Genomic DNA, 20,185 nt, shown 5'->3' with positions numbered 1-20,185 from the left:
GCAGCCACGGCGCGTCCGCCAATCACCGCAGCGGTCAGCGACAATGACCGTTGCGCTCAAGGCACGGGGCAATAAAAAACCCGCCGAGGCGGGTTTTTTCATACGACGAAGCTTACCTGACGCTTGGCGCCGGGCCTTCGGCCACGCCCAGGTCGTCGGTTTCGCGGGTGTCGATGATCGCCCGGCCACCGGAGGCCAGCTCGGCTTGCAGCTTGTCTTCGTCCAGTTCCTTGACCCACTTGGCGACCACTACGGTGGCCACGGCGTTGCCCACCAGGTTGGTCAGGGCACGGGCTTCGGACATGAAGCGGTCGATGCCGAGGATCAGCGCCAGGCCGGCCACTGGCAGGTGGCCCACGGCCGACAGGGTAGCCGCCAGGACGATGAAGCCGCTACCGGTGACGCCGGCAGCGCCCTTGGACGACAGCAGCAACACCAGCAGCAGGGTGATCTGGTGGGTGATGTCCATGTGGCTATCGGTGGCCTGGGCGATGAACACCGCGGCCATGGTCAGGTAGATCGAGGTGCCGTCCAGGTTGAAGGAGTAACCGGTGGGGATCACCAGGCCGACCACCGACTTCTTGGCGCCCAGGCGCTCCATTTTGATCAGCATGCGCGGCAGCGCCGACTCCGAGGAGGAAGTGCCCAGTACGATCAGCAGTTCTTCACGGATGTAGCGGATCAGCTTGATCACGCTGAAGCCGTGGGCACGGCAGATGGCGCCCAGGACCACCAGCACGAACAGCACGCAGGTGATGTAGAAGCAGATCATCAGCTGGCCCAGTTGCACCAGCGAACCCACGCCGTAGGCACCGATGGTGAACGCCATGGCGCCCAGCGCGCCCAGGGGAGCCAGCTTCATGATCATGTTGATGATGTTGAACATCACGTGGGCGAAGCGGTCGATGAAGTCCAGGATCGGCTTGCCATAGGCGCCCAGGCGATGCAGGGCGAAACCGAAGATCACCGAGAACATCAGCACTTGCAGGATGTCGCCGTTGGCGAAGGCACCGACGATGGTCGCCGGGATGACGTTGAGAATGAAGGCGACGACGCTCTGCTCGTTACCGGCGGACACGTAGGCGGCGACTTTCGAGGCGTCCAGGGTCGAGGCGTCGATATGCATGCCGGCGCCCGGCTGCACGACATTGACCACCACCAGGCCGATCAGCAGGGCGATGGTGGAGACGATTTCGAAGTACAGCAGCGCGTAGCCACCGGTCTTGCCCACCGACTTCATGTTCTGCATACCGGCGATGCCACTCACCACGGTGCAGAAAATGATCGGCGCGATGACCATCTTGATCAGTTTGATGAAGCCGTCGCCCAAGGGCTTGAGGGCCACCCCCGCCTGGGGATAGAAGTGACCGAGCAGGATGCCGATGGCGATGGCAACGATCACCTGGAGATACAGGGATTTGTACAGTGGCTGACGAGTCGTCATTGCAAAGTTCCTCAAGAGCCCCGGCATGCTGCTTCCATCACGGCATGCGGTGCCTAAAGTGCGAACCCTCCTGCGCTGGAGGGATTTGTTGTGTCGAGCTGCACACCGGCAGATCTGCAAGCGCTATCGCAAGGCCCGTGCCACCTTGCGAAAAAGCCATACAGACCTTTTAAAACAAGGGGTTAGAGCCGAACTCCGTTTCCAGTGAGCAACGCCGAGCCTGGCGGTTTTCCGCCCGCCCGCCGATTCTCGCCCTACAATTTGGCGGATATCCGCCTTGTTCCCCCCTGGCGGTGCTGGCTAAGATCCGCCACTCAATGGACGGACCAGCCCGCATGCGCGAACGCACTATCGCCAGCCACTTTGCCCGGGCCGCCCTCGGCGGCGCGCATCGTCGCGGCTACGACTACCTGCCGCTGCTACAGCGCCTGGGCATCGGCCCCGAGTTGCTGCACCAGCCCAGGGCCCGCCTCGCTCCCGAGCAGTTCACCCAGTTGTTGCAACAGCTATGGCTGGAAATGGACGACGAATACCTGGGGTTCGGCGATGGCCCGAGCAAACCCGGGACCTTCGCCATGATGTGCCACGCCCTGATCCACTGTCGCACCCTGGAGAAGGCGCTCAATCGCGGATTATTGTTTTATGGCCTCTTCCCGCAGGCCCCGCGCCTGAGCCTGACGCGTGAAGGAGACATGGCCCGGCTGAGCCTGGACGACTCCGAACTCTGGGACCCCGAGCACTTTCTCAGCGAATGCCTGCTGGTGATCTGGCACCGGCTGGGCAGCTGGCTGATCGGCCAGCGAGTCCGCCTGGAGCAGGCCTGTTTCAGTTATCCGCGCCCTGAACACGGCGCGGAATACGACTTGCTGTTCCCCTGCCCACTGCAATTCGACCAGCCCCACAGCAGCTTGTTGTTCCACAGTCGCTACCTGGGCATGCCCTTGCTGCAGGATGAACGGACCCTCAAGCACTTTCTCGAACGCTCCCCCGCCGACCTGCTGTCGCGCCCCGATGAAGGCGACAGCCTCGCCAGCCAGTTGCGCCGCCTGCTGGCCCGCGATCGCGGGCACTGGCCGGACCTGGAAAGCGTCGCCCAACACATGCGCGTCAGCCCCCAGACCCTGCGCCGGCATCTACGGGAAGAGGGCCTGAGTTTCCAGGAACTCAAGGACGAGCTGCGGCGCGATATCGCCATCTATCACCTGGGGCGCGCCGACCTGTCGTTGCAACAGATCGCCGAACAACTGGGGTTTTCCGAACCCTCGGCCTTCCATCGGGCCTTCAAGAAGTGGACCGGGCTGACCCCGGGCGCCTATCGCGCCCGGACCCAGTGAGCAACCAGGCTAAAGGACCGGAAAGTGGATCCGGAAGGCCGCCCCGCCCAGGGCTGAATCGCCCAGGGCCAGGCGCGCGCCGTAGCTTTCGATGATGTCCTTGACCACCGCCAGGCCAATACCCTGCCCCGGATGCTGGCGATCCAGGCGTTCGCCACGCTGGAGGATCCGTGCCCGCTGGTCCGGCGGCACCCCCGGCCCGTCATCCTCCACACACAACTCGGAACCATCGAGGCTCTCGCGCACGCTGATGCGCACCGAACCCAGGCACAGGCGGTAGGCGTTTTCCAGCAGGTTACCCAGCAGCTCCAGCAAGGCACCGTGCTCGATCGGCAGGTAGCAGCGCTCGGGCAGGTCGAACGAGACCCGTACCTGCTTGTCGCGATAGACCTTGTCCAGGGTGTCGCACAGGCTCTGCAACAATGGCCGCAGGCGTACCTGATGGCGCACCAGGCCGCTCTTGCGCAGGCTGGCTCGCTGCAGCTGGTAGCTGATCTGCTGGCTCATGCGTTCGATCTGAGTTTGCAGGACCCAGGCCTGCTCACGATCCTGGGGCCGCAGGGCCATGTCCTCGCTGACCCCTTGCAATACCGTCAGCGGGGTCTTGAGGCTATGGGCCAGGTCGTCCAGGGAATCCCGATAGCGGCTACGCTGGTCGCGCTCGCTTTGCAGCAGGCGGTTGAGCGACCCCGTCAGGCGCAGCAGCTCGCGCGGATGTTCCTCGCTCAGGCTCTGGCGGGTGCCGCTCTCGATCTGGTCTAGCTCCTGGCTCAGGCGCCGCAGCGCCTGCAATCCCCAGGTCAAGCCCAGCCAGAGCAGCGCCAGCAGCACCAGCAACGCCGCACCGAAGCCCAGGTAGAGGTTCTCGCGCACCCCTTCCAGGGTCTGCTGGTACTCGCGCACCGGCTGCAAGGCGACGATGCTGAACGCCGCGCTCTTGCCTCCCAGCAGCTTGATCTCGACATCGTAGACGAAGAACTCCTGGCCATTGGCCTCGCGGATCCTGGCGAACTCGTTGCCACGTCCGTCGTAGCGCGGCCGATAGTTGATGTTTTCTTCCTGGGTGGCCCGGGAACGCCAGACCAGATGCCCCTCGCGATCATAGATGTAGCCCAGCAGGCGGCTATCGGCGAGATTGAAACGCTCGTCGGGCAATTGCGCTGGCATCTGCAGGCGGTTGTCCTCGATGCGCGCAGCCGAGATCAGGGTAGTGACGTCCGAAGCCAGGCGCTGCTCGATGGAGTCCTGCAGGGCCAGGCTGAAAGCGCCCTGCATGGCCGGCAGCAAGGCCAGCATGAACAGGACCGCGAGGAGGGTTGCTGCCAGCATCAAGCGCAGGCGCAGCGAACGAATCATCGGCAGCGCTCATTGAACAGGTAGCCCAGGCCGCGCACCGTATCGATCGGCTTGAAGCCCGACGGCGCTTCAAGCTTGCGCCGCAACCGCCCCACCAGCACTTCGATGACATTCGGATCGCGCTCGTCATCGTCCGGATACAACTGCTCCATCAGCCGGTCCTTGGCCACCACTTGCTGGTGATGGCGCATCAGGTATTCGAGGATCCGGTATTCGTAGGCCGTCAGGGCCAGGGGCTGCTCGTCCAGGGACGCCTGCTTGCGATTGAGGTCCAGCAGCAGCGGGCCGGCGACTATGGTCGACTGGGTGAAACCACTGGAGCGCCGCAACAGTGCATTGAGCCGGGCCTCCAGCTCCTCGAACTGGAATGGCTTGACCACATAGTCGTCGGCGCCGGAGGCCAGGCCTTCGACTTTGTCCTGCCAGTTGCCGCGGGCCGTGAGGATGAGGATCGGGAACGTCTTGCCGCGGGCGCGCAGTTGCCTGATCAGATCCAGCCCGCCCATGCCCGGCAGGCCCAGGTCGATCACCGCCAGGTCGTGGTTGAACTGCTCGGTCTGGTACAACGCCTCTTCGGCATTGGCCACGGACTCGACGACATGACCACTGTCGGTAAGGCGGGTTTGCAAATGATGACGCAACAGCGCCTCATCCTCGACGACCAGCAATTTCATAATGCTCTCCCAGGCAACATTCGACGTCTGCGGGGCACTCCTGCGCCCAGATGATTAATACCCAACGCCGGACCGTGCCAAGGCAAGGTCCGGCGTGGTTCAAACCCGGCCGCTCGTTCAGGAAGCGTAGTTGGCCGAGAGATAGGTTTGGGCACTACTGGTGAGGCTCAGCGCCCCCTGCTTGCCAGCGCCACGCTCGCTCGTCTGGATCCCGGCATTGCTGCGCAGGTAGCGATAGCCGAGCTCCAGCGAGGTGTTTTGTGAAACCTGCTGCAGGACACCGGCAAGAACCGGTCATGACTGCCCAGCAGGTTCTGCTGGCGCCGCTTGATGCCATTGTGCGAACCGGATTTCTTGATCTTGTCGCGGGTCTGGCCGAAGGACAGGCCGGCGAAGTTGCTGTCGGCGCCCTGGGCGGCAGCGCTGGCACCGGGAACGGTAAAGGCCAGCAGCAGTTTTTTCAACGAAGTCATAGGAAGCTTACTTTGCGCCATAGACGTTTAGGTAAGGCGCAAGAGTAAACGGCCCGCCCTGAACTCCCACTGAACACCTCTTAACCTCACCTGAACCGCAGCCCCGAGGCATCGCCCCCACAGCTACCGGCAGCACCAGCCACCTTTCTTTTTATATAGAGCGCACGACTACCCACCCAGGATGCAACCCGGCACACTAGCAGCCATGAACGAACACCAACTCCTCCCCGCCTGCTGTACCGTCCCGCAAGCTTCCTGGCCCCTGCCGGAGGCCTTGCCCAATACCCTCTTGCTCAGTACCCGGTTCGACTCCAAGCAGTTGGCTGCCGACGACTTCCAGCGCAGCGGCATCGAGGCCCCAGCGAACATCCAGCGCTCGGTGGCCAAGCGCCAGGCCGAGTTCCTCGCGGGGCGCCTGTGCGCACGGAACGCGTTGTGGCAGTTGCAAGGACTGGACTGGGTACCGGCGATCGGCGATGACCGCGCACCGGTGTGGCCGGAGCATATCTGCGGCTCGATCACCCACAGCACCGGCCGCGCCGCGGCCATCGTCGCCGATAAGCGGCATTGGCGAGCCCTGGGCATGGATCTGGAAGTGATGCTCGAAAGAGAACGCTCGGCCAGCCTGGCAGGGCATATCCTGACCCCCGCCGAGCTGCAGCGCCGCGACCAGCTACCAGACGAACTGCACGCCCTGGCGGTGACCCTGACCTTCTCGATCAAGGAAAGCCTGTACAAGACCCTGTACCCGCTGGTGCGCAAGAATTTCTACTTCGAGCATGCCGAGGTGCTGGAGTGGAACCTCGATGGTCAAGTGCGCCTGCGCTTGCTGACCGAGTTGTCCGCGGAGTGGCACCAGGGGCGCGAGCTCGACGGCCAGTTCACCGTCGAGGACGGGCAGGTCCTGAGCCTGGTCGCCATTCCCGCCTGAGCCTTAGCGCGGCTCCTGCTGCCGTGGCCAGCTGAGACTGAAGCAGGCGCCGCCCAGGCTCTTGCTACGACCGATCAGCGCCCGGCCACCGTGCCAGTAGATAATCCGCCGCACGATCGACAGTCCCAATCCATGGCCGCCGGACGCCCGGGTCCGACTGTCATCCAGGCGCAGGAACGGCGTGAAGATTTTCTCCCAGGCGCTCTCGGGCACGCCGGGACCATCGTCCTCCACATCCACCCGACAGCGCGACTGGCCCACCTGGTAGCTGACGGTCACCTGGGACTCGGCATGCCGCATGGCGTTGCCCACCAGGTTCTGCAGGGCGCGGTGCAGGTAACGCGGCTCGGCCTCGACCCAGGCGCCATCGCAATCGGCGGCCGACAGGCACAGGCCACGCCGGACCTGGAGGTTGGCGCGCAACGGCGCCAGTTCACCGATCACCTGGTTGATCAGGGCGTCCAGGTCGATCCGCTGGAAATTCAAGGCCGGCGAGCCCTGTTCCAGGCGAGCATAGGTGAGCATCTCGTCCACCAGCCGGTCGAGGTCCTGGATGTCGTTGTCCATGCCGTCCAGGTGCTTGTGCCGTGCCTGGTCGGTACTCGCGGTGGCGATCATCTCCAGGCCAAAACGCAGGCGCGCCACCGGGGTGCGCAACTCATGGGATACAGCACGTACCAATTCGCGCTGGATCGCCAGCAGCCGCTGCAGATGCTCGGCCATGTCGTTGAAGGCCGCCGCCAGGCGCCCTACCGAATCCGCGCCCCTGGCCGGCACCCGGACCTCCAGGCTGCCCTTGGCGATACGCGTGGCAGCCGCCTCCAGGCCATTGACTCGGCGCTCCAACTGGCGCACCAGCAGATAGACGATCAGACCGATCAGGCTCAAGCCCAGCACCGCGATCAACACCAGCCACTGCGGCGGATAGGGATTCATCTGGTACAGCGGGCCGATCTCCAGCACCCAGGGCGTGCCCACCAGCCCGGCGAACACCCGGATCGAGTCTCCCCCCTTGCCCAGCGCCATCACGGTATCGCCTTCGGCGACCCGGCGGCGCTGGTCATCGTCCATGTCGGTGGCGTCCAGGGTCGACAAGTGCATGTCGAAGCCGAACCCCTTGTCCTGCTTCAACGCCGCCAGGCGCTGGGGCTGCTCGGCCACGGGATAGCGCACCAACTCGTCCGCCAGCAGATAGATGGTGGCCCGGGCCAGTTGCTCGCTGATCTGCTGGACCTCGGCGCTGAGCAGCAACTGCTCCTTGTCGCTGACCAGGCGGTAGACCCGGGCCGCGAACGGGCCGGTCTGCTCCACCAGGGCCTGGCCGCGCAGCACCCGGCCACGCTGGCTGCTGTCCAGGTCGGTCTGGCTGAAGGTCTTGAGGCTCAGGGGAATGCCCAGCAACCGCTCCCAGACGGCCAGGGCCCGGCGACGCTCGATCTCGCTCATCGGCTGCAGGTTGTCGGCCATCAGGGAGAAAGTGCCATGGGCCAGGCGCTCACGGTATTGCTCGCTGCGCACCTGGTTGAGCAGGTGCAGGGCCAGCACCCCGAGCAGCGCCACCAGGACCAGGGCGGCGCACATGCCGCCATAGATACGCAGGAAGATCGAGTTCACAGCGGCATGTCGGCAGCGGCTTCGGGCACGAACAGGTACCCCTTGCTGCGGATGGTCTTGATCAGCCGCGGATGCTCCGGGTCATCGCCGATCTTGGGGCGGATGCGCGAGATGCGGACGTCGATGGAACGGTCCTGGCCGTCATAACCGATACCGCGCAAGGCCGTGAAGATTTCCTCGCGGGACAGGATCCGTCCGGCATTGACCACCAATAGCCACAACAGGTCGAACTCGGCGCTGGTGAGCTCGATCCCGGCATCGCACAGCCAGGCTTCGCGCAGGGCGTTGTCCACCACCAGCGGACCGAACTGCAGGCGCCGGGTCTTCTCCCGGGCAGGCTCAGGCGCCTCGCTACGCCGCAGCAGAGCCTGAATCCGTGCCAGCAGCAAGCGCGGGCGCACCGGCTTGCAGACATAGTCATCGGCCCCCAGGTCCAGGCCCATGACCTGGTCCATGTCATCGGTGCGCGCGGTGAGCATGAGGATCGGCCCGTCATAGCGAGCGCGGACCTTGCGGCAGATGCTCAAGCCGTCTTCCCCGGGCAGCATCAGGTCGAGGATCACCAGGTCCGGTTGCTCGGCGATGATCCGCGCGGCGGCCAGGGCACCGTTGCCTTCGATCGCCACCCGCAATCCGTTGCTCTCCAGATATTCCCGCGTCAACTCAGCCAGACGCTGGTCATCCTCGACAATCAGTACCTGCCAGGCTTCTTGCTCCACGCTCGACCTCTTCTTGTTTTTTGTTGCCAGCATTGGGCGCAACCGAACGCGTACATCCTTCTGTCATGAAAAAGACCGATAACCGGCCCTGAGGAAGACGCCTTGCGCGGGGGATCGCGACGGATTGTAGCAACCGCCGCAGGCCTTCATACAAGCCACTGAAACGGCTCGGACAGGACGGCTTTTTGTGATAGGGTTCGCGCCCGCAAAAATCCGTTCCCGGGCAATTTTTGCAGGTAAAAAACAGTGACAAACGGTTCCATGCAGTGGGACTGCGGGCTGCGAGAGTTTTACCCAGTCCATGCACACTTTACGCACAAACTTATCCACAGGCCGTACGTTGCAACCCCCCCAAAAACGCATTATCTTGTAGCCCGGCGGCTAAAAAACCCTATATCTAGGGTTTCACCCAAAAAACCAAACACAATTCAGACAAGAAACTCAAGCGCTTTTCTTGCGCCCGTTTGGTGGAACCAATCGCTGTTTTAGAAGACCAACACCGCGCGTGCGGATGGCACCGTTTTCCACCCTGCCCAGGAGAAGACGGTACGGGTGTTGCAGCAACAGACTGCCACCCAGGAACAAGGTGTCGGAGCCCATGCCCGGCACCCAGGACTTCGGCATGGAAGCGGCGCCAACAGCCCCCTTCCTGAACTGTTCCGAAGTCGTCATGCCGGCTTGTGCCGGCTGCAGTGCTTCTGGACGGAACGGTGGGCACCTTCTTGGTGCCCAAATAAACATAGAGAACGTGGAGACACCCATGCAAACCGACACAACTCGCGAGAACCCGCAGGCCCATGCGCCGCAGGCCGGCGATTCCAACCTGGATCTGTCTGCTACCGCACCTGGCCAACTGCGCGTGATCAAGCGTAACGGCACTGTCGTTCCTTACACCGACGACAAGATCACCGTCGCTATCACCAAAGCGTTCCTCGCAGTTGAAGGCGGCACCGCTGCCGCCTCGTCGCGAATCCACGACACCGTGGCACGCCTGACCGAACAGGTCACCGCCACCTTCAAGCGTCGCATGCCTTCGGGCGGCACCATCCATATCGAAGAAATCCAGGACCAGGTCGAACTGGCCCTGATGCGCGCCGGCGAACAGAAAGTCGCCCGCGACTACGTGATCTATCGCGACTCCCGCGCCAAGGAACGCGCCACCCGCTCCAGCAGCGAAGAACCGGTGAACGCCCATCCCTCGATCCGCATCACTCGCGCCGACGGCAGCTTCGCGCCCCTGGACATGGGCCGCCTGGGCACCATCGTCAGCGAAGCCTGCGAAGGCCTGGAAGAAGTCGACGGCGACCTGATCCAGCGCGAAACCCTGAAGAACCTGTACGACGGCGTGGCCATCAAGGACGTCAACACCGCCCTGGTAATGACCGCCCGCACCCTGGTGGAACGCGAGCCCAACTACTCGTTCGTCACCGCCCGCCTGCTGATGGACACCCTGCGCGCCGAAGCCCTGGGTTTCCTGGGCGTCGCCGACAGCGCCACCCACCACGAGATGGCCGACCTGTACGCCAAGGCTCTGCCGGCCTACGTCGCCAAGGGCGTGGAGTTCGAACTGCTGAACCCGGTACTGGCCGAATTCGACCTCGAGAAACTGGGCAAGGCCATCAACCACGAGCGTGACCAGCAGTTCACCTACCTGGGCCTGCAGACCCTGTACGACCGCTACTTCATCCACAAGGACGGCGTGCGCTTCGAACTGCCGCAGATCTTCTTCATGCGCGTGGCCATGGGCCTGGCGATCGAAGAGAAACAACGCGAAGACCGCGCCATCGAGTTCTACAACCTGTTGTCGTCCTTCGACTACATGGCTTCGACCCCGACCCTGTTCAACGCCGGCACCCTGCGTCCACAGCTGTCCAGCTGCTACTTGACCACCGTTCCAGACGACCTGTCGGGCATCTACGGCGCCATCCACGACAACGCCATGCTGTCGAAATTCGCCGGCGGCCTGGGTAACGACTGGACCCCGGTACGCGCCCTGGGCTCGTACATCAAGGGCACCAACGGCAAGTCCCAAGGCGTCGTGCCTTTCCTGAAGGTGGTCAACGACACCGCCGTCGCGGTCAACCAGGGCGGCAAGCGCAAGGGCGCGGTCTGCGCCTACCTGGAAACCTGGCACCTGGACATCGAGGAATTCCTCGAGCTGCGCAAGAACACCGGTGACGACCGGCGCCGCACCCACGACATGAACACCGCCAACTGGATCCCGGACCTGTTCATGAAGCGCGTCTTCGACGACGGCAAGTGGACCCTGTTCTCGCCATCGGAAGTGCCTGACCTGCACGACCTGACCGGCAAGGCCTTCGAAGAGCGCTACGAGTACTACGAAGCCCTGACCGAGTACAACAAGATCAAGGTGTTCAAGACCATCCAGGCCAAAGACCTGTGGCGCAAGATGCTGTCGATGCTGTTCGAGACCGGCCACCCATGGCTGACCTTCAAGGACCCATGCAACCTGCGCTCGCCACAGCAGCACGTAGGCGTGGTCCACAGCTCGAACCTGTGCACCGAGATCACCCTGAACACCAACGCCGACGAGATCGCCGTGTGCAACCTGGGCTCGATCAACCTGCCGAACCACATCGTCGACGGCAAGCTGGATACCGCCAAGCTGGCGCGTACCGTCAAGACCGCCGTGCGCATGCTCGATAACGTGATCGACATCAACTACTACTCGGTGCCGCAAGCGCAGAACTCGAACTTCAAGCACCGTCCAGTGGGCCTGGGCATCATGGGCTTCCAGGACGCGCTGTACCTGCAGCACATCCCGTATGGCTCCGACGCCGCGGTGAACTTCGCCGACAAGTCGATGGAAGCGGTCAGCTACTACGCCATCCAGGCCTCCTGCGACCTGGCCGATGAGCGCGGCGCCTACCAGACCTTCGACGGCTCGCTGTGGTCCAAGGGCATCCTGCCGCTGGACAGCCAGCAGATCCTGATCGAGGCCCGTGGCGCCAAGTACATCGACGTCAACCTGGAAGAGTCCCTGGACTGGGCGCCGATCCGCGAGCGCGTGAAGAAAGGCATCCGCAACTCGAACATCATGGCCATCGCGCCGACCGCGACCATCGCCAACATCACTGGCGTATCGCAGTCGATCGAGCCGACCTACCAGAACCTGTACGTGAAATCGAACCTGTCCGGCGAGTTCACCGTGATCAACCCGTACCTGGTACGCGACCTCAAGGCTCGCGGCCTGTGGGACTCGGTCATGATCAACGACCTGAAGTACTACGACGGTTCGGTGCAGCAGATCGAGCGTATCCCGCAAGAGCTGAAGGACCTGTACGCCACCGCGTTCGAAGTCGAGACCAAGTGGATCGTCGATGCCGCCTCCCGTCGCCAGAAGTGGATCGACCAGGCCCAATCGCTGAACCTGTACATCGCCGGCGCTTCGGGCAAGAAGCTGGACGTGACCTACCGCATGGCCTGGTACCGTGGCCTGAAGACCACTTACTACCTCCGTGCACTGGCCGCCACCAGCACCGAGAAGTCCACCATCAACACCGGCAAGCTGAACGCTGTTTCCAGCGGCGGCGACCACGGTGACAGCTCGGTCCTGGCAGCCCCTGCCGGCCCCGCCCCGGTACCGAAGGCGTGCGCCATCGACGAGCCGGATTGCGAGGCTTGCCAATAAGCTGAGCAGACAGGCGCCCTTATCGGCGCCTGTGCCAACCCCCGATACGCCCCTGGCGTATCGGGGGTTTTCTTTTGCCCGCGACAAACCGCGCGCTAGCGGCCTCGCGAACAACTCCTGCCCCTGCCTGACGCGCGCCAGCACTCCGACGGGCCACCCCAGGCCACCCGACCAGTCAGCGGCGAACAGGCATAAAAAAGCCCCTCAGAGAGGGGCTTCTTGTCCAACACGCCAGAGTGGCATCAGGTCATCTGGATGATGGTCTGCATGATAGTGCTCTGGGTGGAGATGGTCTTGGCGTTCGCCTGGTAGTTGCTCTGGGCCTTGATCAGGTTCACCAGCTCGTTGGTCAGGTTGACGTTGGACTCTTCCAGGGCGTTGGATTGGATCGAGCCCAAGGTGCCCGTCCTCGGTGCGTCATAACCCGGGATACCCGAGGCGTAGGTTTCTTTCCACTGGGTGCCGCCGATCGGCTGCAAGCCTTGCTCGTTGGTGAAACTGGCCAGGGAGATCTGGCCGATCGGCTTGGTCTGCTCGTTGCTGAAGTTGGCCAGCATCACGCCGCTGCCGTCGATGGTCAGGTTGGTGATCTGGCCAGTGGAGTAGCCGTTCTGCATAGGCACCGAGCGAGCGGTATCACCCAATACCGAACCGGTCTTGGTCATGTCGATCTTCACCCCGCCTGCCGCTGCCACCGAACCGTTGGGGGTGAAGTTGCCATTGACCACGTTGCCCGGCGTCCAGCTGCCCATGACGATACTGTTGCCACTTACCGTGAACGGGCTGGTGGCCGGCGCGGCTGGCGGCGTCAGGGACTGGAGCTTGCCGGAGGAGTCGAACTTGATGGTGATCGGCGCCTGGTTGGCCATGGTGAAAGGCATGCCATCGGGGTTGCGGCCATCGATCAGGGTATAGGTCTGCCACTCGTTGGGATTGGACGTCTTGATCATGTACTGATCCAGGACGTGCTTGTTGCCCTGGGAGTCATACACCGGGGTGCTGAACTGCTTGGTATAGGTTTCGCTTTTGGTCGGATCGAACACATACGCCGGGGCCGGAGCCGTCGGGTTGACGTTGATCGGATCGGCGCTGGAGTTCAGGTTGATGGTCGAGGAAATCGAATCGGTCGGCTTGGGTGGAAGGTTCGACACATCGATCCGCAGGTCGGTCAACACGCCATTGACGATCTTGCCGTTGGCATCCACGGCATAACCTTGCAGGCGGGCAGTGCCGTCGCTGGTGGTGATGTAGCCTTGCTTGTCGGTCTTGAAGGCACCGGCGCGGGTATAGCTCAGCGAGCCATTGTTGTTCAGCACGAAGAAACCTTGGCCCTGGATGCCCATGTCCAGCACGTTGCCGGTGTTGTTGATATCGCCATTGGTGAACTGCTGGGACACATTGGCCAGGCGCACGCCATTGCCCACCACCTGGGTGCCGCTGCCCAGCTTGGTGGCCGAGTACACGTCGGCGAACTCGGCACGGGAAGACTTGAAGCCGGTGGTGGCGACGTTGGCGATGTTGTTGCCGGTCACGTCCAATTGCTTGTTGGCAGCGTAGAGACCGCTAAGGCCGATGTTGAAAGACATATTCCGCTCCTTGTGCCGGTTAGTCGGCTCTAGATACCAATAGTTTGTACTTTGGACAGGCCGATCGGACTGCTCATGCCTGCCAGGTTCAGCATCAGCTCACCGCCGGTCTGGCTGATGGTGACACTGTTGACCGTGGCCGGCAGGTAAGTGATCAGGGAAGTACCCTTGCCATCGATGGTGGTACTGGCCTTGAAGGTGTAGTTGCCGGGCGCAGCCTTGGTGCCGTCGGCCTTGGTGCCGTCCCAGACGAAGCTGGCGTTGCCAGCCTTCTGGCTGCCCATGTCGATGGTCTTGACGGTGTTGCCGTCCTTGTCGGTGATGGCCACGGTGACCGAGCTCACGCTGGTCGGAACGGTCACCGATCCCGTCATGCTCTTGCTGGTATCGACCTGGGTGGTGCCGCTCTGGACGATCACCGAGCGTCCAACCAGGGACGAAGCCTGCAGGGCCTGGGACGATTTGTAGTTACCCGTGATGGCGTTCACCGACGTATTGAGCGTGGTGATCCCTTCCAGGGTCGAGAACTGGGCCAACTGGGCCACGAACGCACTGTTGTCCTGGGGATCCAGCGGGTTCTGGTTATTCAGCTGGGTCACCAGCAGCTTGAGGAATGCATCCTTGCCCAGGGACTGCTTGCCCGTGGCGCTGTTGGTCGCCGCCGCAAGGCCATCAGCGCTGGTGGTCGTGGTCTTTTTCGACGAATTAGCCAGCACATCCTTGAGGGATGGGGCCGCAGTGGTATCAGTAACGCTCATCGGATTCGCCCCTTATCACTGACCGAGGGTCAGGACCTTCTGCATCATGGTTTTGGCGGTATTCATCATTTCAGCGTTGGTCTGGAACGAACGACTGGCGGAAATCATGTCGGCCATCTCCTCCACCACGTTGACGTTGGGGTAGTAGACATAACCCTTGGCATCGGCGGCTGGATGATTGGGCTCGTAGCGCGCTTCGAGGTTGCTCTGGTCTTCGACCACGCCCAGCACCTGTACACCCTGGCCGGCGGCATCCTGGTTCTGGAACAACGAGCCACGATCACCGCCCTGTGCGTTCTGGAACATGGTGGCAAACACCGGATGGCGAGCACGGTAAGTCTGGTCGATGCTCGACGACACGCTCTCGGCGTTGGCAATGTTACTGGCAACGGTGTTCAGACGAGTGGTCTGGGCGCTCATGCCACTACCGGCAATATTGAAAACACTGGCAAGGGACATGGATTACTCTCCGCGCAGGGCCGCGACCAGCCCTTTGAATTTGCTATTGAGCAGCGTGAAGCTGGCCTGGAATTCCACCGCGTTCTGCGCATAGTTCGATTGCTCGAGCTGGGCGTCCACGGTGTTCTGGTCGATCGAAGGCTGCATCGGAGTGCGATATTGCAACGATTCGTCGCCAGCGCTCACACCTTGCGCTTCGATGTGTCGGTTATTGGTCAGATTCAGGCCGAACGTCCCCCTGTTGACCTTTTCGTTCTGCTCGGCGAGCACGGCGGAAAAGTCCAGGTCCCGAGCCTTGTAGTTCGGGGTATCGGCGTTGGTGATGTTGTTGGCCAGTACTTCGGCCCGTTTGGCGCGAAAGCCGAGGGCCTGTTCATGGATACCGAGCGCTTTATCGAAGCTGATGCTCATGTCGGGAAACCTTTGGGTGACCTGATTTTTCGTTGACACGAACAAAGCAATCCTCGTGCCAACCAATAAAAACCCCGTAAATCAAGGTCTTCACAGTAAAGGCAAGGTAACAAATGCCAGAAAAGCGGCAATGGCTTTCCGCGAAGCGCCGGCAAAGCGGCAATCGTCCTGCCGTCGCGGCATGAAATGACGGACATGAAAAAGGAGGCCCGAAGGCCTCCTTTGTCGTAGTGATCAGCCCAGGTTATTTGGCCTGGTAGATGATCCCCGGGTTGCACTGGACCATCTGGTAATGATCCGGCAAACCGTTTAGCGCCTCGGACGCCCCCAGGAACAGGTAACCGCCCGGTTTCAGGGTACTGTGGATACGCATCAGGATGTCCTTCTTCACTTCCGCCGAGAAGTAGATCAGGACGTTGCGACAGAACACGATGTCGAACTTGCCCAGGCTGGCATAGCTGTCCAGCAGGTTGAACGAGCGAAACTCAACGCGGTTCTTGATCGGCGCCTTGACCACCCAGCGCCCCGGCCCCTTGGGGTCGAAGTAACGCTGCAAGCGATCGGCCGACAGCCCACGACCAATGGCCAGGCTATCGTATTCGCCGGTCTTGCAATTATTGAGCATGGTCCCGGACAGATCAGTGGCGACGATCTGCGCCCCCATCTTCAACTGGCCCATGTTGCTGCGCTCGAACTCGTCGATGGACATCGACAACGAGTAAGGCTCCTGCCCCGAAGAACAAGCCGCGGACCAGATCCGCAAGCGCTGGTTGGGATTGGCCCTGATCGCCTCGGGAAGCACCTTGTTCTTCAACACCTCGAATGGGTAGGTGTCGCGGAACCACAAGGTCTCGTTGGTCGTCATGGCATCCACTACCATCTCGCGCAAACCGCCACGTGGCTGGGTCTGGATACGCTGAACCAGCTCGCCCAAGGTTTTTATACCTTGCTGCTCCATCAGTTTGTTGAGACGGCTCGAGACCAGATATTGCTTGTTTTCCCCGAGCAAAATACCACAGGCTTTTTCCAGGAAGACCCGGAACTGTTCAAAATCCAAATTACCCGTAGACAATGCTGCCGCCTCTTAAATCTAGGTCCACCAAGGGCCGCTGCCCTCAGCTGTGGTCTGCTGCTTTGATCCGGTCGACTACCCGGGAAGCCAGGTCATCAGGGCGGAACTTGGCGAGGAAGTCATCGGCACCGACCTTCTTCACCATCGCCTGATTGAACACACCTGACAACGAAGTATGCAGGATGATATGCAGCTTTTGCATGCGTGGATCGTTACGTATCTCGGCCGTGAGGGTGTAGCCGTCCATTTCAGGCATCTCGATGTCGGAAATCATCATGAGGAATTCCTCTTCCGGCTTCTTGCCTTCATCGACCAGCTTGCGCAGGTAGTCCAGCGCCTGCCGACCGTCGTTCAAAGCCACCACTTCCACGCCCACTGTCTGCAGGCAGCGAGTGACCTGCTTGCGCGCCACCGACGAATCGTCGACGGTCAGCACCCGCAGGGAAATGGCCTTGTGCTGGGTCTCGATATCCACCACGCCTGCCGAGATCGACTCAGAGGTTGGCGCGACTTCCGCCAGTATCTTTTCCACGTCGATGATTTCGACCAGCTGGTTATCCACCCGGGTCACTGCCGTGAGGTAGTGATCACGCCCGGTACCCTTGGGCGGCGGATGGATCTCTTCCCAGTTCATGTTGACGATGCGTTCCACCGAGCGCACCAGGAATCCCTGAGTCTTGGTGTTGTACTCAGTGATGATGACGAACGGACTGCTCTGATCCTGCAACCCGCCAGACCCAGTGGCCATTGCCAAATCCAGAATTGGAATGGTCGCCCCTCGAATATTCGCGACACCGCACACCACAGGACTGGATTTGGGCATCAAGGTCAGCTTCGGGCATTGCAGCACCTCACGAACCTTGAATACGTTGATCCCGTAGAGTTGCTCGCCGTCCAGACGGAACAGCAGCAACTCCAGGCGATTCTGCCCAACCAATTGCGTGCGCTGGTTTACCGAATCCATTACACCAGCCATGCCCAGACTCCCCAAAGCTTTAAGATCCGACGCACGCTCATTGCTAAACGGCACGGCGCTTGCTTTTCAACTGTTATGAACGCCAAAACGACATTTTTTCGACGCCTCACATCACTTGGCCGCAGAGTGCTCTGCGCCCTTGCGATGCTGTGCATTTTAAACCCTGGCGGCCCTGCCGTTGCTGATTCGGTCACCCTGCCTGATCTACTTATCGGCGTCACTCAAGGGTTTCTTGAATTCACGGTAGAAGACTACCTGGCAACCAGTCAAACCGAAGGACGCTATGAAATCGAGGTCAAGCAGCTGGATCCACGGATGCACATGCCTGCCTGCGACAAGGAATTGACAGCCAGCCTGGAAAGTCCAGCCCAGCCCCTGGGGCGTGTGACGGTCAAGGTCCGTTGCGAAGGCAGTTCACCGTGGTCGGTTTTCGTGCCGGCGCAGGTCAAGCTGTTCCGCGAAGTGGTGACCAGCGCCCGCCCTCTCAGGCGAGCATCCATCATAGAACCGGGAGATGTGGTGCTACGCGAAAGGGATATCAGCCAGAACGTCCAGGGCTACCTGACTTCGGTGGACCAGGCCATTGGTCAGAAACTTGTCCGACCAATGGTCGCCGACCAGATCGTCACCCTGGTTCACCTGGAGCAAGCCGAGGTAGTGCGCAAAGGCGACCAGGTGGTGATCACCGCTCGCAGCGGCTCCTTGAACGTACGAATGCCCGGCGAAGCCTTGTCCAATGGCGGCATGAGCGAGCAGATCAGGGTCAAGAACCTGAATTCGCAACGAGTGATCAAGGCCCGCGTCACCGCGCCGGGTCAGGTGGAGGTAGCCATGTAGGTCACTGGCGCTCATCCTGCCCGTTCCCTAAACTGTGACCGACAATGGGTCGCAGATACCTGCCTTGGCTTGTCGACAATTGAGCCTAAAGTTTTCCAGGGCATGGCCGAGAACATGGCAAGCGTCCAAATACCCAGAGGTTTTACTCATCATGGTCATCGATTTCAGCCGTTTGAACAGTTCCTCCCCGCTGACAGGCAGTACGCGCACCAGCGCCAGCAAGGAAACCGGTGATGCCGGCAAGCCCGTGCCGCAGATCAGCGCGACCGAGTCCAGCAAAAGCGGGGAATCGGTACACCTCAGCAATGAGGCTCAACAGTTGCAACGAATCACTGACAAGCTGCGCGACCAGCCTGTTGCCGACAAAACCCGAGTGGCAGCATTGAAACAAGCCATCGCCGATGGCAGCTACCAGGTCGATAGCAACCGCGTAGCCAGCAAACTGCTTAATTTCGAAGCCCAGCGCTAGCCACAGGCTCGCGCCAGGCTTTTGGACGCTTAATCCCCAAGGCCAGCCATGCACGATACCCACCTGCTGCAACTGATCACCGATGACCTTGCTCCAGCTCAACAATTGCTGGAGCTGCTGCGGGCTGAATCCATAGCCCTGCACGGCCGCGACATGCCGCTGCTGGAGGAGATCCTGGCGCAGAAACAGGCCCTGATCGTCTTGCTGGAACAGCATGGCCGTACTCGCACCCAACTCCTGGACAGCCTTGGCCTGCCAGCCAGTCGCGAAGGCCTTGCACAACTGGCCAGCCATTCCAGCGTGGGCGCGCAATTGCTCGAGCAGGGCGACTTGCTGATCCAACTCCTGGCCGAGTGCCAGGCCACCAACGAGCTCAACGGCCGCTCGATCCAGATCCAGCAGGCCACCACCGCCAACCAGCTGAAAATTCTCAATGGCGGCGAACCTCCAGCCCTCTACGACGCCCGCGGCTCCACCTCGATGCTTGCGAAGCAACGCCCACTCAGTCAGGCTTAGGCCGCAAAAATGAGCGCGTGCTACCAAGCCGCGAAACATGCTGGCAAAATGCTAGCTCCTGCGTGTAGTTGTATTTTGTCTGGAGATTGATGAACCGTGTTCACAGCATCAAACGCGGAAGATGCTCCGCAGCCACCCAAGGTGCTCACCACTGCGTTGGAGATTTCCTCCAACCTGCGTTTGCTGCAAGAAAGCCACGATCCGCTGATCATCACTTTCCATGAGCGCAGCCAGCGCTTCCAGAGCTATGTCGTGGAAGTGGACCGTGACAGCAACCTGCTCGCGCTCGACGAAATGATTCCCCGCGACGGCGAACGCTTCATGCTCGCCGGCGAACCATTCCGCGTCGAAGGCTTCCATGAAGGCGTACGCATCGCCTGGGAAAGCAATGGCTTGCCGACCCTCGACGAATCCGCTGGCGGCCGCTGCTACCGCACCACCCTGCCGGACGAAGTGGTCTACCACCAACGCCGTAATGCCTTTCGCGCCGCCCTGAAGCTGGCACAACTGGTGGATATCGAGCTGGGCGGGGAAAAGCTCAAGTCGCCCCTGACCGGCAAGCTGCTGGACATCTCCGCCACCGGTTGCAAACTGCGCTTCGACGGTGAGGTCTCCGCCCGCCTGCAGCTGGGCCAGGTCTATGAGCGTTTCATCGCCGCCCTGCCCTTCGGCAGCATGACCGCACCGGTGGAACTGCGTTACCTGCACTACGAAGAAAAGATCGATACCACTTTTGCCGGCGTACGCTTCCACAACATGAGCGGCCTGGTGCAACGTCAGGTGGAGCGTTTCGTCTATCAACTACAGCGTGAAGCACGACGCTTCGACAAAGACGATATGTGATCGCCGAAGATCCATGAAAAACGGGCAGTGCCTTGCGGCAACTGCCCGTTTTTTTCATCTC

Annotated in this window: 18 protein-coding genes and 1 pseudogene; 7 read left to right on the top strand and 12 right to left on the bottom strand. The window is 61.5% G+C overall.

Features of this window, described 5'->3' with window-relative positions; translation table 11 throughout:
* Window positions 1–112 precede the first annotated feature (112 nt).
* Entirely contained in the window at window positions 113–1,444 is a 1,332-nt protein-coding gene (locus H7A76_RS17705) for a dicarboxylate/amino acid:cation symporter (protein WP_185699691.1), read from the bottom strand.
* 335 nt (window positions 1,445–1,779) lie between these two features.
* Here H7A76_RS17705 and H7A76_RS17700 point away from each other — a divergent pair, with 335 nt between their 5' ends.
* On the top strand, window positions 1,780–2,778 hold the full coding sequence (locus tag H7A76_RS17700; RefSeq protein ID WP_185699690.1) for an AraC family transcriptional regulator: 999 nt from the start codon (window positions 1,780–1,782) through the stop codon (window positions 2,776–2,778).
* 9 nt (window positions 2,779–2,787) lie between these two features.
* Here H7A76_RS17700 and H7A76_RS17695 read toward each other — a convergent pair whose 3' ends face one another.
* The 3 genes and pseudogenes from H7A76_RS17695 to H7A76_RS17685 form a co-directional block, all read right to left on the bottom strand.
* Complete coding sequence (locus H7A76_RS17695; RefSeq protein ID WP_185699689.1) at window positions 2,788–4,134, bottom strand: ATP-binding protein; 1,347 nt, start codon at window positions 4,132–4,134, stop codon at window positions 2,788–2,790.
* Window positions 4,131–4,808, bottom strand: a complete 678-nt coding sequence (locus H7A76_RS17690) for a response regulator (RefSeq protein ID WP_185699688.1) — start codon at window positions 4,806–4,808, stop codon at window positions 4,131–4,133. The genes H7A76_RS17695 and H7A76_RS17690 overlap by 4 nt, the downstream gene beginning before the upstream one ends.
* A 117-nt stretch (window positions 4,809–4,925) precedes the next feature.
* Window positions 4,926–5,281, bottom strand: a pseudogene (locus tag H7A76_RS17685) (hypothetical protein).
* Window positions 5,282–5,486: 205 nt separating this feature from the next.
* Between H7A76_RS17685 and H7A76_RS17680 the strand changes: the two are divergent.
* Window positions 5,487–6,212, top strand: a complete 726-nt coding sequence (locus tag H7A76_RS17680) for a 4'-phosphopantetheinyl transferase (RefSeq protein ID WP_185699687.1) — start codon at window positions 5,487–5,489, stop codon at window positions 6,210–6,212.
* A gap of 3 nt (window positions 6,213–6,215) precedes the next feature.
* Here the strand turns inward: H7A76_RS17680 and H7A76_RS17675 are convergent, their stop codons facing one another.
* Both H7A76_RS17675 and H7A76_RS17670 read right to left on the bottom strand, forming a co-directional pair.
* A complete protein-coding gene (locus tag H7A76_RS17675) occupies window positions 6,216–7,826 on the bottom strand; it encodes an ATP-binding protein (protein WP_185699686.1) in 1,611 nt (536 codons plus the stop codon).
* Window positions 7,823–8,545, bottom strand: a complete 723-nt coding sequence (locus H7A76_RS17670) for a response regulator (protein ID WP_185699685.1) — start codon at window positions 8,543–8,545, stop codon at window positions 7,823–7,825. The genes H7A76_RS17675 and H7A76_RS17670 overlap by 4 nt, the downstream gene beginning before the upstream one ends.
* Before the next feature lie 760 nt (window positions 8,546–9,305).
* Here H7A76_RS17670 and H7A76_RS17665 point away from each other — a divergent pair.
* Complete coding sequence (locus H7A76_RS17665; RefSeq protein WP_185699684.1) at window positions 9,306–12,197, top strand: ribonucleoside-diphosphate reductase subunit alpha; 2,892 nt, start codon at window positions 9,306–9,308, stop codon at window positions 12,195–12,197.
* Between the two features lie 242 nt (window positions 12,198–12,439).
* Here H7A76_RS17665 and flgE read toward each other — a convergent pair whose 3' ends face one another.
* From flgE to H7A76_RS17635, 6 genes are all read right to left on the bottom strand, one after another.
* Window positions 12,440–13,783 carry a flagellar hook protein FlgE gene (gene flgE / locus H7A76_RS17660; RefSeq protein WP_185699683.1) on the bottom strand — a complete coding sequence of 448 codons (1,344 nt, stop codon included), beginning with the start codon at window positions 13,781–13,783 and terminating at the stop codon, window positions 12,440–12,442.
* A 29-nt stretch (window positions 13,784–13,812) separates the two neighbouring features.
* A complete protein-coding gene (gene flgD / locus H7A76_RS17655; protein WP_185699682.1) occupies window positions 13,813–14,541 on the bottom strand; it encodes a flagellar hook assembly protein FlgD in 729 nt (242 codons plus the stop codon).
* Between the two features lie 15 nt (window positions 14,542–14,556).
* Entirely contained in the window at window positions 14,557–15,000 is a 444-nt protein-coding gene (gene flgC / locus H7A76_RS17650; protein ID WP_152898674.1) for a flagellar basal body rod protein FlgC, read from the bottom strand.
* Between the two features lie 3 nt (window positions 15,001–15,003).
* Window positions 15,004–15,411 carry a flagellar basal body rod protein FlgB gene (gene flgB / locus H7A76_RS17645; protein WP_185699681.1) on the bottom strand — a complete coding sequence of 136 codons (408 nt, stop codon included), beginning with the start codon at window positions 15,409–15,411 and terminating at the stop codon, window positions 15,004–15,006.
* Between the two features lie 244 nt (window positions 15,412–15,655).
* Window positions 15,656–16,483 (bottom strand): protein-glutamate O-methyltransferase CheR, encoded by an 828-nt coding sequence (cheR, locus tag H7A76_RS17640; protein WP_185699680.1) that lies wholly within the window; start codon window positions 16,481–16,483, stop codon window positions 15,656–15,658.
* 43 nt (window positions 16,484–16,526) lie between these two features.
* Window positions 16,527–17,459, bottom strand: a complete 933-nt coding sequence (locus H7A76_RS17635; RefSeq protein ID WP_185699679.1) for a chemotaxis protein CheV — start codon at window positions 17,457–17,459, stop codon at window positions 16,527–16,529.
* A gap of 75 nt (window positions 17,460–17,534) precedes the next feature.
* Between H7A76_RS17635 and flgA the strand changes: the two genes are divergently transcribed.
* The 4 genes from flgA to H7A76_RS17615 all read left to right on the top strand — a co-directional run bounded on the left by flgA (window position 17,535) and on the right by H7A76_RS17615 (window position 20,124).
* On the top strand, window positions 17,535–18,296 hold the full coding sequence (gene flgA / locus H7A76_RS17630; RefSeq protein WP_185699678.1) for a flagellar basal body P-ring formation chaperone FlgA: 762 nt from the start codon (window positions 17,535–17,537) through the stop codon (window positions 18,294–18,296).
* 151 nt (window positions 18,297–18,447) lie between these two features.
* Window positions 18,448–18,765, top strand: a complete 318-nt coding sequence (flgM, locus tag H7A76_RS17625) for a flagellar biosynthesis anti-sigma factor FlgM (protein WP_185699677.1) — start codon at window positions 18,448–18,450, stop codon at window positions 18,763–18,765.
* A gap of 48 nt (window positions 18,766–18,813) precedes the next feature.
* A complete protein-coding gene (locus H7A76_RS17620) occupies window positions 18,814–19,281 on the top strand; it encodes a flagella synthesis protein FlgN (RefSeq protein WP_185699676.1) in 468 nt (155 codons plus the stop codon).
* A gap of 96 nt (window positions 19,282–19,377) precedes the next feature.
* Complete coding sequence (locus H7A76_RS17615) at window positions 19,378–20,124, top strand: flagellar brake protein (RefSeq protein ID WP_185699675.1); 747 nt, start codon at window positions 19,378–19,380, stop codon at window positions 20,122–20,124.
* Window positions 20,125–20,185: the final 61 nt, after the last annotated feature.

The sequence above is a fragment of the Pseudomonas sp. MSSRFD41 genome, assembly GCF_014230245.1.
GTDB lineage: Bacteria > Pseudomonadota > Gammaproteobacteria > Pseudomonadales > Pseudomonadaceae > Aquipseudomonas > Aquipseudomonas piscis.
This window is presented reverse-complemented; position numbering and strand designations above follow the sequence as displayed.

Excerpts from the sequence above, each read along its gene's own strand:
- H7A76_RS17705 (WP_185699691.1), bottom strand. The coding sequence starts at position 1,444 with ATGACGACTCGTCAGCCACTGTACAAATCCCTGTATCTCCAGGTGATC.
- flgM (WP_185699677.1), top strand. The coding sequence starts at position 18,448 with ATGGTCATCGATTTCAGCCGTTTGAACAGTTCCTCCCCGCTGACAGGC.
- H7A76_RS17635 (WP_185699679.1), bottom strand. The coding sequence starts at position 17,459 with ATGGCTGGTGTAATGGATTCGGTAAACCAGCGCACGCAATTGGTTGGG.
- flgC (WP_152898674.1), bottom strand. The coding sequence starts at position 15,000 with ATGTCCCTTGCCAGTGTTTTCAATATTGCCGGTAGTGGCATGAGCGCC.
- H7A76_RS17665 (WP_185699684.1), top strand. The coding sequence starts at position 9,306 with ATGCAAACCGACACAACTCGCGAGAACCCGCAGGCCCATGCGCCGCAG.
- H7A76_RS17700 (WP_185699690.1), top strand. The coding sequence starts at position 1,780 with ATGCGCGAACGCACTATCGCCAGCCACTTTGCCCGGGCCGCCCTCGGC.
- H7A76_RS17695 (WP_185699689.1), bottom strand. The coding sequence starts at position 4,134 with ATGATTCGTTCGCTGCGCCTGCGCTTGATGCTGGCAGCAACCCTCCTC.
- flgD (WP_185699682.1), bottom strand. The coding sequence starts at position 14,541 with ATGAGCGTTACTGATACCACTGCGGCCCCATCCCTCAAGGATGTGCTG.
- flgE (WP_185699683.1), bottom strand. The coding sequence starts at position 13,783 with ATGTCTTTCAACATCGGCCTTAGCGGTCTCTACGCTGCCAACAAGCAA.
- flgB (WP_185699681.1), bottom strand. The coding sequence starts at position 15,411 with ATGAGCATCAGCTTCGATAAAGCGCTCGGTATCCATGAACAGGCCCTC.
- H7A76_RS17620 (WP_185699676.1), top strand. The coding sequence starts at position 18,814 with ATGCACGATACCCACCTGCTGCAACTGATCACCGATGACCTTGCTCCA.
- H7A76_RS17690 (WP_185699688.1), bottom strand. The coding sequence starts at position 4,808 with ATGAAATTGCTGGTCGTCGAGGATGAGGCGCTGTTGCGTCATCATTTG.
- flgA (WP_185699678.1), top strand. The coding sequence starts at position 17,535 with ATGAACGCCAAAACGACATTTTTTCGACGCCTCACATCACTTGGCCGC.
- H7A76_RS17680 (WP_185699687.1), top strand. The coding sequence starts at position 5,487 with ATGAACGAACACCAACTCCTCCCCGCCTGCTGTACCGTCCCGCAAGCT.